Origin of the sequence: Vibrio sp. R-1 (assembly GCF_035615595.1) — a bacterium.
GTDB lineage: Bacteria > Pseudomonadota > Gammaproteobacteria > Enterobacterales > Vibrionaceae > Vibrio > Vibrio cholerae.
Genome location: NZ_WPDC01000094.1, coordinates 1 through 12,463 on the forward strand (window position 1 = coordinate 1; position 12,463 = coordinate 12,463).

14 protein-coding genes are annotated in these 12,463 nt (G+C 44.5%); 11 read left to right on the forward strand and 3 right to left on the reverse strand.

The genetic code is table 11. The features are described from left to right. The 6 genes from GOU96_RS15030 to ttcA form a co-directional block, all read left to right on the forward strand. The coding region (locus tag GOU96_RS15030) for an HAD-IC family P-type ATPase (RefSeq protein WP_324701994.1) at positions 1-922 on the forward strand (922 nt) is incomplete at its 5' end. A 3-nt stretch (positions 923-925) separates the two neighbouring features. Beyond that, the gene (gene ccoS, locus GOU96_RS15035; RefSeq protein WP_000445305.1) at positions 926-1,090 is read left to right on the forward strand and encodes a cbb3-type cytochrome oxidase assembly protein CcoS; all 165 of its coding nucleotides are present in this window, start codon (positions 926-928) and stop codon (positions 1,088-1,090) included. Continuing rightward, complete coding sequence (locus tag GOU96_RS15040) at positions 1,087-1,761, forward strand: sulfite exporter TauE/SafE family protein (protein WP_042988044.1); 675 nt, start codon at positions 1,087-1,089, stop codon at positions 1,759-1,761. Before ccoS ends, GOU96_RS15040 begins: the two co-directional genes overlap by 4 nt. Before the next feature lie 89 nt (positions 1,762-1,850). Then, the gene (locus tag GOU96_RS15045) at positions 1,851-2,603 is read left to right on the forward strand and encodes an FNR family transcription factor (protein WP_000622582.1); all 753 of its coding nucleotides are present in this window, start codon (positions 1,851-1,853) and stop codon (positions 2,601-2,603) included. Positions 2,604-2,732: 129 nt separating this feature from the next. After that, on the forward strand, positions 2,733-3,680 hold the full coding sequence (gene uspE / locus GOU96_RS15050) for a universal stress protein UspE (protein ID WP_000029912.1): 948 nt from the start codon (positions 2,733-2,735) through the stop codon (positions 3,678-3,680). A 126-nt stretch (positions 3,681-3,806) separates the two neighbouring features. Next, the gene (gene ttcA / locus GOU96_RS15055) at positions 3,807-4,739 is read left to right on the forward strand and encodes a tRNA 2-thiocytidine(32) synthetase TtcA (protein WP_033932558.1); all 933 of its coding nucleotides are present in this window, start codon (positions 3,807-3,809) and stop codon (positions 4,737-4,739) included. A gap of 76 nt (positions 4,740-4,815) precedes the next feature. Here ttcA and GOU96_RS15060 read toward each other — a convergent pair whose 3' ends face one another. Genes GOU96_RS15060 through GOU96_RS15070 form a run of 3 tightly spaced genes read right to left on the reverse strand, consistent with a single transcriptional unit; the run spans position 4,816 to position 7,076 of the window. Beyond that, positions 4,816-5,475 carry a DUF2987 domain-containing protein gene (locus tag GOU96_RS15060; RefSeq protein ID WP_000837783.1) on the reverse strand — a complete coding sequence of 220 codons (660 nt, stop codon included), beginning with the start codon at positions 5,473-5,475 and terminating at the stop codon, positions 4,816-4,818. Between the two features lies 1 nt (position 5,476). Beyond that, on the reverse strand, positions 5,477-6,277 hold the full coding sequence (locus GOU96_RS15065) for a glucosaminidase domain-containing protein (protein WP_258503204.1): 801 nt from the start codon (positions 6,275-6,277) through the stop codon (positions 5,477-5,479). After that, on the reverse strand, positions 6,270-7,076 hold the full coding sequence (locus GOU96_RS15070) for a hypothetical protein (RefSeq protein WP_001058050.1): 807 nt from the start codon (positions 7,074-7,076) through the stop codon (positions 6,270-6,272). Before GOU96_RS15070 ends, GOU96_RS15065 begins: the two co-directional genes overlap by 8 nt. A gap of 324 nt (positions 7,077-7,400) precedes the next feature. Between GOU96_RS15070 and potA the strand changes: the two genes are divergently transcribed. The 5 genes from potA (at position 7,401) to GOU96_RS15095 (ending at position 12,429) form a co-directional block, all read left to right on the forward strand. Continuing rightward, complete coding sequence (gene potA / locus GOU96_RS15075; protein WP_001881184.1) at positions 7,401-8,534, forward strand: spermidine/putrescine ABC transporter ATP-binding protein PotA; 1,134 nt, start codon at positions 7,401-7,403, stop codon at positions 8,532-8,534. Further along, a complete protein-coding gene (potB, locus tag GOU96_RS15080) occupies positions 8,518-9,375 on the forward strand; it encodes a spermidine/putrescine ABC transporter permease PotB (protein WP_172777331.1) in 858 nt (285 codons plus the stop codon). The genes potA and potB overlap by 17 nt, the downstream gene beginning before the upstream one ends. Further along, positions 9,375-10,145 (forward strand): spermidine/putrescine ABC transporter permease PotC, encoded by a 771-nt coding sequence (gene potC, locus GOU96_RS15085; RefSeq protein ID WP_000533748.1) that lies wholly within the window; start codon positions 9,375-9,377, stop codon positions 10,143-10,145. The genes potB and potC overlap by 1 nt, the downstream gene beginning before the upstream one ends. A 102-nt stretch (positions 10,146-10,247) precedes the next feature. Beyond that, positions 10,248-11,279, forward strand: coding sequence for an extracellular solute-binding protein (locus tag GOU96_RS15090; protein ID WP_000731892.1), 1,032 nt, complete (start codon positions 10,248-10,250; stop codon positions 11,277-11,279). A 112-nt stretch (positions 11,280-11,391) separates the two neighbouring features. Continuing rightward, entirely contained in the window at positions 11,392-12,429 is a 1,038-nt protein-coding gene (locus GOU96_RS15095; protein WP_000791554.1) for an extracellular solute-binding protein, read from the forward strand. Positions 12,430-12,463: the final 34 nt, after the last annotated feature.

Consider the following 12,463-nt stretch of genomic DNA (forward strand, 5'->3'; position numbering starts at 1 on the left):
GTTACGCAAAAATCACGTGTTCGAAACGCTTTGCAAAGTGAATCATTTAGTCATCGACAAAACGGGCACCCTCACCCATGGCAATATTGAAATTAGCACTGTCGAAACACTGGATTCATTAACGAAAGAATCTTGTCTGGCGATAGCGGCTGAACTTGAGAGCCATGCCAACCACCCAATAGCCAAAGCCTTTCGTCCTTATAAGGCAGAAAATGTCACGGTGAGCGAAGTAAGAAATATCATCGGAAGCGGGATGGAAGGTGTCTTTGCAGGACAAAAAGTCAAAATTGGCAGCGCAGAATTTGTGTTAGGCAATCCACTAGATTCCGCACACAATTGTGTTTTCTTATCGCTGGATGGACGACATGTTGCCACCTTCCACTACCGAGATCCAATTCGTAAAGAAGCTAAAGCGTTTATAGAGAAATTCCATGCTGCAGGAATCAAAATCACTTTATTGACAGGAGACTCACAAACCAATGCCCAAAGCGTTGCTAATGAGATGCAAATCGATAAGGTAGTCGCCCAGGCGAAGCCCGAAGACAAGCTTACCTATCTACGAGAATTGAATAAAACCGACGTGACTATGATGGTTGGTGATGGTATTAACGATGCTCCAACACTAGCTGGTGCTCATATTTCTGTTGCGATGGGCGGAGGTACAGATGTCGCTAAAGCCTCAGCAGATATGGTACTCATTGGTGATCGCTTAGATAAATTGCTTGAGGCAAGAGAGCTCGCGCTGAAAACGCGTAAAATCATTCGCGAAAACCTTGCTTGGTCGTTGGGTTACAACTTACTGATTTTACCTCTTGCCGTGGCAGGATTAGTCGCGCCCTATATTGCAGTGGTAGGGATGTCGGGAAGTTCGATTATTGTCGTGACCAACTCACTTCGTCTGCTGAAAAAGCAAGGGAGATAACCGGTGGAAAGCTTATATTTGCTCATCCCAATTGCGATTGTGTTAGTTTGTGTCGCGGTCGGTATTTTTTTGTGGGCAGTCAAAAGTGAGCAATTTGAAGATCTTGAGCGCCAAGGCCACAACATCTTATTTGAAGATGAAGAGAGCCAAGATAAGGATAAACGGTGAGTCCTGATTATTTGGGGGCTTGGGTGGTAGGCCTGCTGGGAGCGGGTCATTGTTTGGGCATGTGCGGCGGCATTAGCGCTTTGCTCACCCTTGAACCGTCTAAAAGCTCACCAGCACTGCTACTTTATTACAATCTAGGTCGCCTGCTGAGCTACGCCTTAATTGGCGGCATTGTCGGTGGCATCACCGCTTCACTGACAGAGCTCATTGATGTTCAATCCGCCTTAGTGTGGCTTCGAATTTTCGCAGCTGTGTTGATGATTGTATTAGGCCTTTACATCGGACGCTGGTGGTTTGGACTACTGTGGCTTGAAAAAGTCGGTCAGAAAATCTGGCCATGGATTTCACCGCTAGGCAAAACTCTTTTGCCGCTAAAAAAACAGTGGCATGCACTACCCTTCGGCCTTGTGTGGGGCTGGCTTCCTTGTGGTTTAGTCTACTCTATGTTGACTTGGTCTGCCGTGGCAGGCAGTTTCTCACAAGGGGCACTTATTATGTTGTCATTTGGGTTTGGCACCCTACCCGCCATGCTAGCCAGTGGCTGGGGAGCCAATAAATTAATGCATTGGCAAAATTCGCATTTATTTCGTCAATGTGCGGCAATACTGGTGATTGGGTATGGGCTATTCACTGCCTACGATGCCGTAAAGCTGATGATTAATCTGGGTTAATGGTTTAGAGGTCGCTGATGTATTTTAACTACCCTTTAGGGTTAAGCGATGCTAAAATATTGACGTACATCAATTAGTGAAAGGTTGTTATGATTTCTGAAAAGCCTGCTGCGAAGCGCATTCAATCGGGTGGTTGTGCTATTCACTGTCAAGATTGCAGTATTAGCCAACTCTGTATCCCTTTTACCTTGAATGAGTCTGAGCTTGATCAGCTTGACCAGATCATTGAGCGTAAAAAACCGATCCAGAAAGGTCAGGAGCTGTTTAAAGCGGGTGACGAACTGAGATCTTTATACGCAATTCGTTCTGGTACGATTAAAAGCTACACCATCACTGAGCAAGGTGATGAGCAGATCACAGCCTTTCATCTGGCTGGTGATTTAGTTGGTTTTGATGCAATTACTGGAGATCAGCACCCAAGCTTTGCTCAAGCGCTTGAGACCTCCATGGTTTGTGAAATCCCGTATGAAATCTTGGATGACCTGTCTGGCAAAATGCCGAAACTGCGTCAACAAATCATGCGTTTAATGAGTAACGAAATTAAAGGCGATCAGGAGATGATCCTGCTGCTTTCAAAGAAGAACGCTGAAGAACGTTTAGCGGCCTTCTTGTACAACCTTTCTACTCGTTTCTCTCAACGCGGTTTTAGCCCAAGAGAGTTTCGTCTCACCATGACACGTGGTGATATTGGTAACTACCTAGGTCTTACTGTTGAAACCATCAGCCGCTTGCTCGGTCGTTTCCAAAAATCAGAAATCCTAAGTGTTAAAGGCAAATACATCACTATTCTCAACCATGCAGAATTGATGGAATTGGCTGGCGTCTCTAAAGAATCTAAATAACTTCAATGATGTAGCTCTTAATGAGCTACATCATATTTCTTCCAAATACCTCTTCTTTTTACTAAAACTCTGCTCATAACTAAGCTAAAGTGAAGCTAACAAACCTCCTCACTGAACAAGGAGTTTCTCATGAGCATTTACAGTAAAATTCTTGTCGTGGCTGATATCAACCATGATGAACAACCTGCTTTGGCTCGGGCAATGCAACTGGCGCAAAAAAGCACCTCCGTCAGCCATATCACTTTCTTCCTATCGATTTACGATTTTTCTTATGACATGACCTCCATGCTTTCTCTCGAAGAGCGTGATGCCATGCGCAAGGGGGTGATCCATCAACGAGAACAGTGGATGCGCTCCATTGCAGAGCCTTATCTAGATAAATCCGTTCAGTTTGACATTAAGGTGGTGTGGCACAACCGCCCTTACGAAGCGATTATTGGTGAAATATTTGCGGGTGAACACGATATCCTGATCAAAGCGACCCGCAAACACGACATGCTAGAGTCCGTTATTTTCACTCCAACCGATTGGCACTTGATGCGTAAGTGTCCGACACCGGTCTTGTTAGTCAAAAATGCTGACTGGCCAGAAAATGCCAATATCATTGCCTCTGTGCATGTTGGCTCTGAGCTAGATACCCATATTGATTTGAATGATCGTATGGTCGAACAGCTCCTTAATTTGAGCAAACGCTTAGGAGCGAGTCCTTATCTTGTCAACGCTTATCCAGTCACTCCAGCCAACATTACTATTGAGCTGCCGGAGTTTGATCCAACCACCTATACCGATGCGGTTCGAGGACATCACCTTACGGCGATGAAGGCTCTTCGCCAAAAACATGGTTTAAGTGAAGAGCAAACGCTTGTCCAACAAGGATTGCCCGAAGATGTGATCCCAGAAGCGGCCAAACAGCTTAATGCAGCCATGGTGATTCTGGGCACGACAGGTAGAACGGGACTTTCGGCGGTATTTATCGGCAACACTGCAGAACATGTCATCGATAAAATTAACTGTGATGTGCTTGCCCTCAAACCCAATGGCTACGTAAGCCCTCTCGATCCACAGACAGCCATTTAACCCTCCCCAACAGTCCCTGCCATATGGCAGGGATTTTTTATCTCTTCACACTATAGATCTGGCATCTCTGCTATTTATCCGTATCATACGCACTTCATTTTGTTCTGAGATTTAAGATAGCAAGCAATGACAGCGCAAACTCAAGAGTTGACCAAAGCTCAACAATACAATTTCAATAAGTTGCAAAAACGTATTCGTCGCAATACTGGTCAAGCAATTGCAGACTTTAATATGATCGAAGATGGCGACCGGATTATGGTATGTCTATCTGGCGGTAAAGACAGCTTTACCATGCTGGATATTTTGATGAGCCTGCAGAAAAGTGCGCCTATCTCTTTTGAATTGGTTGCTGTCAATCTCGATCAAAAACAACCGGGATTTCCTGAGCATGTCTTGCCTGAATACCTAGAGAGTTTGGGGGTTGAGTACAAGATCGTAGAAGAAGACACCTACTCCATCGTGCAAGATAAAGTGCCTGAAGGCAAAACTACCTGCGCACTCTGCTCTCGTCTGCGTCGCGGTATCTTATACCGTACCGCCAAAGAGTTAGGAGCAACCAAAATTGCTTTGGGTCACCATCGTGATGACATCTTAGAAACTCTGTTCTTGAATATGTTCTACGGCGGCAAAATGAAAGGCATGCCACCTAAGCTAGTATCAGACAACGGCGAACATGTGGTTATTCGCCCGTTGGCCTACTGCCGCGAGAAAGACATCATCAAATATTCAGATATGCGCGGCTACCCGATCATTCCATGTAACTTGTGTGGGTCACAGCCTAACTTACAGCGCCAAGCGGTAAAACAGATGCTTAATGACTGGGATAAGCGCTTCCCTGGCCGTATTGAAACCATGTTTAGATCCATGCAAAACGTGGTGCCAAGCCACCTTGCAGACTTCTCTTTGTTCGATTTTAAATCGATTGATAAAAACTCTGGCGTCATTAATGGTGGTGATATTGGCTTTGATAAAGAAGAAATTGCACCGCAAGTCGTGGAAGATGAAGACTTAGTGATGGAGTTTGACCCATCACTCCAGTTAAATGTCACCAATATCTAGGTGGCTTCAAAAGCATAAAAACAAACAAAGGCTGTCTACTGACAGCCTTTGTTTTATGTCTTTCAATCGCTAAAGCTTACTTTTTTGCAGAAGGTAAGTAAGGTAAAACTCGCAAAGCTGGAGCCGGCAGTTGCATCCACCCTTCTTTACCAATTTGCGTTAGCGCTACTTGCGCCTTGTGATCCACAATCGCAATGGATTGACCATTACTGAACGTAATCATGCCCTCTGTCTCTGGGGCGAATTCTAAGGTAACGCCTTCAACCGCGGGCGTAAACCAACTGGCGAACATGCCGCCAAGCTGTTCAAGCATTACCTGCATCTGCGGCAACAAGACCTCAACTTCCTGATAAGTCACCTTACCCTCAAACGACTTTTTCGCCATCACCACCATAGAATAATCACAGCGTTTATCTTGCGGTGTATTCACAAAAACCAGTGGATTCGCCTGTCTCAGATTGTTATCGAGTGGGATCACCAGCTCATTACTAGGGCCAATGGGTAACTCTTCGTAGTGTTCTTCCTTTTCCATCCACGCTTTTTCTATCACGCAGTTTTGTTTACTCTGTGCATCAACAAAGAAAATCCCCATTTTTACATCAGGATGATCTTCTTTTGTGTTGCTTTTCATTTGAGAGAACAACTTGCTGTAGGTAAACATATATTGCTGCGCCAAAGCTGGAGCACTTAGGCTTAAAAACAAAGGGGCAAGTAGGAGGTAAGATTTTGATTTCATTCTAATTATCGTTCCAATATTCTTGATTCGCTAACATCATGGCTTGTAAATCACGCACATAGGCTTCACCACGCTCGGAATATTTTAAAAGGCCATTACTCATCGCTTTAGCACTTTCATCACTGTTGGGGTTGATTTTCTGCTGGCGAAGCTGAAAGCGTATTTCACGTAATTCTCGATAAGCCGGATTACGATTGACATTCATAAAATAGCTCTGAATTGAGTCTTGAACGCTGTCAAATTTAGCCACTTCATGGAACGCTCCTTCTGCTCTCGCTAAGGGTACTAAGCCACATCCCGCGCTATAACACCATTGGCCAAAATAGTTGTTGGCTTCTTTGGCAAATCTTGAGGTTCCCCATGCCGATTCATTCGCAGCTTGAGTTAAGACTAAGGCTTCAGGTATTACATCGACGCGATGAAACATTTCCTGTAACCAAGCGTTATCAACGTTGTTTTCTGTCAGTGCCACAGAATACGCAGTAGCCAAATGTTGTGCTTGTGCCAGATTGTGAGATGAGAGCTGACCGTCGGCAAAATCCTTTTTTATTCGCTTCAACAGTGTTCGTTCTTGAAGAATCCGCGAATTTTCATACCTCACACCGGGGTTTAAGTAGTTAAAAAAAGCCTCTTTCCGCTCAGCAATGTCGTGGATTGCAGAGAAATCAGGGGCTGCACCGACCACTTCTCCTCTGAGCAAAGGTAACTTGAACTTCTTCGGTTTCTCAAATCGATACACGCCAAACATGGCGATGAAGACAATGATTAACCAAACCAGGGTAATGGCTATTCGCTTATGCATCAAAAATTCCAGAAGAGTTGTTGCTATCAGGTTGGTCAGGCTGAGCTTGATCCGTTGCGATGATTTTCAAGCGAATGCCAAACATGTTGCGATAAATAATGCCTTTAACATGAAAGAAGAAAGGCAAGAACAACACTAGACCAATACCGTACAGAAGTACGGCCATCATGAACAGCACCATCAAGATCGAATAGATAGCGATTAACGGGAAAATCTTTTTATTCACTGCTCGCAATGACAATAACAAAGATTGCATAGGTGGGACTTTCTTTTCACAAATCAATAGTAATGAGTTACTGAAAGCCACAGAGAGATACATAGAAAGGAATGGCAAAATCATCCCTGCCACACCTTGTAACAATAAACTGAACAGAGTGGCGAGGATAACAGGGATCGTAAACTGTAATCCTTTCGTGATATGCCGAGTTTGGGTTTTTAGCCCTGCCGCGTGACTCATCGCCATTAAACTGATGCCTGCATAAATCGGCGCGCTGATCACTTCATAGCTAAAGTTAGCAATAAACATGGCTTGTACTAGGCCTTCGGGCAGCGCACCGCCCTCCTGAAACACAGACAGAATCACGGAGAGATCGCCGATCTGCAATTTGAACGCAAAATAAAAAATCGCCAACTGCACCAAAATCAGCGCAAAAATGGCAGGCGTGAAATTAATAAAGTGCTTGACTGTAATACCCCAAGCTTCCTTGAGTACATCACCCACTTTTAATTCATAACTTCCCGATAGCGCTTTCTCTACCGAGCCGCCAAGATTGAACTCTCTTTCGATATCGTTATTCATAAAATGCCCTAGTTCGGTCGAATGCGCGGATAACGTCACGCTTCAACGTGAAAATTGTGTTCATTATACTGAAATGCTGCTCAGGCTAAAATCTGATTACCAATATCATCTTGCTTTATTGTCGATATGATTGATAATTAACCGCTTGATAGCATTAAGAGTTAAGCAAAATCAGTATGCTAGACAAACTCTATTCAAACTGGCAAAAATTTTTCTGTTTCAAGGTGAGAAAAAGACTTTGAAATCGTGCTCTTGGTGTTTATGATGCGCCCCTTATTTTTGTTTAACTACAGGTCCAACAAGTAGGATTTTCTACAGGCCGAGGTGGGAGAAATACAGACGTTGAACGAACAACATTCAGTAGGAAAGCCAGTCATTCGTTTATCTGGCATTAGCAAAAGTTTCGATGGTAAGGAAATCATTGGTAACCTAAATCTTGATGTGAATCATGGCGAGTTCTTAACCATCCTAGGTCCATCGGGCTGTGGTAAAACGACGGTGTTAAGAATGATTGCTGGTTTTGAAACTGCAGATCAAGGTCAGATTCTGCTAGATGATCAAGACGTTACTCAAGTTCCTGCTGAACAACGACACGTCAATACGGTCTTCCAAAGCTATGCTCTATTCCCTCACATGACAGTGTTCGAAAACGTCGCTTTTGGTTTGCGCATGCAAAAAGTCCCTCAAAGCGAAATCGAACCTCGTGTTATGGAAGCACTACGCATGGTGCGCCTTGCCGAAATGGCACAGCGTAAACCGCATCAACTTTCTGGTGGCCAGCAGCAGCGTATCGCTATTGCGCGCGCAGTGGTTAACAAACCTAAAGTACTGCTACTTGACGAATCGCTCTCCGCTTTGGATTACAAATTGCGTAAACAAATGCAGAGCGAGCTCAAACAGCTACAACGTCAATTAGGCATTACCTTTATCTTCGTTACTCACGATCAAGAAGAAGCGCTGTCTATGTCAGATCGCATCATCGTTATGCGTTCAGGCAAAATTGAACAAGACGGCTCTCCTCGTGAAATCTACGAAGATCCAAAAAATCTCTTTGTTGCTCGTTTTATCGGCGAAATCAACGTCTTCCAAGCAACGACTATCGATCGTATCGACGAAAAACGCATCCGCGTTGACATCGAAGGTATCGAGTCGATTGTTTACTATGAAGATGAAGTGAAGGCTGGTGACAAGCTGCAAGTGCTCCTCCGTCCTGAAGACTTACGTATCGAAGAAATCAAAGAGTCAGAAGAAAAAGGCATTGTGGGTCACGTGACTGACCGTACCTACAAAGGCATGACTCTGGAATCAGTGGTAGAACTGGAATCCGGTATGTGTGTGATGGTTAGCGAATTCTTTAACGAAGATGATCCAGATGTTGATCACTCTATCGGACAGAAAGTTGCCGTCACTTGGGTTGAAAGCTGGGAGGTAGTCCTCAATGATGAGCAAAAAGCTTAATCTACAAAATGCGATTGTTACCTTAATCGTAGGTTGGTTAGTGCTGTTTGTACTGATCCCCAACCTAATGATTATTGGTACCAGTTTTCTGACTCGTGATGAAGCGAACCTGATTAAGTTTGCATTCACCTTTGAAAACTACACGCGTCTGCTTGATCCACTATACGGAAAAGTGATGCTGCACTCGTTCTACATGGCGATTGTTGCAACATTAATCTGTCTAGTGATTGGCTATCCTTTTGCGTACATAGTGGCGAAAATGCCTCAAAAATGGCGTCCATTTATGCTGTTTTTGATTATTGTTCCTTTCTGGACCAACTCACTCATCCGCACCTATGGTTTAAAAATCGTACTCGGCACGCAAGGTATCCTTAATCAAGCGCTAATGTCTCTGGGCCTTATTGATGCACCACTGCGCATTATGTTTACCGAAACAGCCGTCATGATCGGTCTGGTTTACATTTTGTTGCCATTTATGATCCTTCCGCTCTATTCGGCTATCGAAAAATTGGATGGCACTTATATTGAAGCGGCGCGCGATCTCGGTGCCAACAAGTTTCAAACTTTGGTTCGCGTGATTTTACCGCTGACTATGCCTGGCATTATTGGTGGTTGTTTGCTGGTTCTGCTCCCAGCCCTCGGTATGTTCTACATCGCTGACCTACTTGGCGGTGCGAAAAACCTACTGATCGGTAACGTGATTAAGAGCCAAGTACTCAACGCCCGTGACTGGCCATTTGGTGCAGCAACCAGTATTGCACTGACTCTGGCCATGGCGATCATGCTGTACGCCTACTATCGTGCAGGTAAACTTTTGAATAAGAAGGTGGAGCTAGACTAATGGGACGTTCAATTAGATTTAGCTTTATGAGTTTGGTGTACTTATTTTTGTACTTACCGATCATCGTTCTGATTGCAAACTCATTTAACGAAAACAAGTTTGGTATCAAATGGGGCGGTTTTACCACCAAGTGGTACCACGCTTTGATGAATAACGACAGCTTAATGCAAGCCGCTTGGCACTCCATCAACGTAGCCGTGTTTTCTGCTACTGCAGCAACCTTGATCGGTAGTTTGACGGCGGTTGCCCTCTTCCGCTACCAATTTAAAGGTAAGAAAGTGGTGAGTGGCATGCTGTTTGTCGTGATGATGTCACCTGATATTGTGATGGCTATTTCGCTGCTTGCTCTATTCTTAGTGATGGGAGCAAAACTGGGCTTCTTCACTCTGTTGATTGCGCACATCACTTTCTGTCTGCCTTTCGTTGTGGTGACGGTTTACACTCGACTCAACGGCTTTGACGTTAAGATGCTTGAAGCAGCAAAAGACCTCGGCGCTGGCGAATGGGTGATTTTAAAGAAAATTATCCTGCCACTGGCGAAACCTGCGGTTGCCGCAGGTTGGTTACTGAGCTTTACCCTATCTCTGGATGATGTGATCATCAGTTCATTTGTGACAGGGCCAACCTACGAAATTCTGCCATTGAAGATATACTCAATGGTGAAAGTGGGTATTTCACCTGAAGTAAACGCACTGGCGACCGTCATGCTTGTGGTTTCTTTGGTACTTGTTGTCGCTTCACAGTTGTTAGCAAGAGAAAAAGTGAAGTAAAATCCACGTCCGTTTGGAAACACGCGAAACAGAATGACGGAAGTCATTCTGTTTTTCTTTGCAACGCCCAAAAGGGCAACGTTTAGTTTGGAGCTAACGTCGATGAAAAAACTGGCTACTCTTTTAGCAGGTAGCGCATGTGCGCTTTCTCTGTTGTCTGGCACAGCGGCAGCGGAAGATAAGGAACTGGTGTTTATGAACTGGGGACCGTATATCAATAGCGGCATCCTAGAACAGTTCACCAAGGAAACGGGAATCAAAGTGATTTACTCAACTTATGAGTCAAATGAAACTTTGTATGCAAAACTCAAAACGCACAATCAAGGTTATGATCTGGTAGTTCCTTCTACCTACTTCGTGGCAAAAATGCGTGATGAAGGGATGCTGCAAAAAATTGACAAATCTAAGCTGAGCAACTTCAAAAACCTAGATTCCAACTACCTAGATAAACCTTATGACCCAAACAACGACTACTCAATTCCACACGTTGTAGCAATTACCGGTCTCGCGGTTAATACCGACATGTATGATCCTAATGACTTCCAAAGCTGGGGCGACCTATGGAAGCCTGAGCTAAAAGGTCAACTGATGTTGATGGATGATACGCGTGAAGTATTCCATATCGCTCTGCGTAAACTGGGTTACTCAGGTAACTCAACGGACGACAAGCAGATTGATGAAGCGTATGCAGAGCTACAAAAGCTGATGCCAAACGTACTGGTTTTCAACTCTGATAACCCTGCAGCTCCTTACCTTTCAGGTGAAGTAGGTCTTGGTATGCTGTGGAACGGCTCAGCAGCAGCGGCGCAGAAAGAAGGTTTACCAATCAAGCTAGTCTTCCCGAAAGAAGGCGGTATCGGTTGGGTTGATAACTTCGCCATCTCATCTGGTGCCAAAAACGTCGATGCAGCACACAAGATGATCGATTTCTTGTTACGTCCTGAAATTGCAGAGCAAATTTCACGCGACACAGGTTATCTGACTGGTGTTAAAGCCTCAAACGACAAATTCCAAGATGTCGCGCCACTGTTCCCATCTCAAGAAGATCTGGACCGTGTTGAGTGGCAATCTGCCGTTGGCGATAAGACAGTAAAGTACGAAGAGTACTTCATGAAGTTGAAAGCTGGCCAATAAGGTCTAAGAAAAGCATCAAATAGGCAGCCATTGCTGCCTATTTTTTTTTTATCTTGTTATACTCCCCTCTCCAACGCCTAGTTAGGTTCTTTCTATACACTATGGGAACGTAATGAAAAATAAACTGTTTGCGAGTGCTCTGTGCGCAGCAGCATTGTTCACCACCAATGCAATGGCTAAAGACCAAGAACTTTATTTCTACAACTGGTCTGAATATATCCCGAGCGAAGTCCTAGAAGACTTTACCAAAGAAACCGGAATCAAGGTTATCTACTCTACCTACGAATCCAATGAAAGCATGTATGCCAAGCTCAAAACGCAAGGCGCTGGTTATGATCTTGTGGTTCCTTCCACTTATTTTGTCTCTAAGATGCGCAAAGAAGGCATGCTGCAAGAGATTGACCATTCAAAACTTTCACATTTCAAAGACTTGGATCCAAACTATCTCAATAAGCCTTTTGATCCAGGCAATAAATTCTCTATCCCTTATATCTGGGGAGCGACGGGTATCGGCATTAACACCGATATGCTGGATAAAAAATCACTCAAAAACTGGGGCGATCTGTGGGATGCCAAATGGGCAGGTCAATTAATGCTGATGGATGACGCTCGTGAAGTCTTCCATATCGCCCTGAGTAAGCTGGGATACTCGCCTAACACGACCAATCCCAAAGAGATTAAAGCCGCTTACCGTGAGCTGAAAAAGCTGATGCCAAATGTCTTAGTGTTTAACTCTGACTTCCCAGCCAACCCTTACCTCGCTGGTGAAGTGTCACTAGGTATGTTATGGAATGGCTCAGCGTATATGGCCCGTCAAGAAGGCGCACCAATCCAGATTATCTGGCCTGAAAAAGGCACCATTTTTTGGATGGACAGCATCTCAATTCCTGCCGGAGCCAAAAATATCGAGGCCGCCCACAAGATGATTGACTTCTTACTGCGTCCAGAAAATGCTGCAAAAATCGCCTTAGAAATCGGCTATCCAACACCCGTCAAAACCGCGCATGACCTACTGCCCAAAGAGTTTGCGAATGACCCAAGTATCTACCCACCACAATCAGTGATAGACAATGGCGAGTGGCAAGATGAAGTGGGAGAGGCTAGCGTGCTTTACGATGAGTATTTCCAAAAGCTAAAAGTGAACGATTAAGCCTTTTCTATCTCCCATTAAAAAGCCACCGACG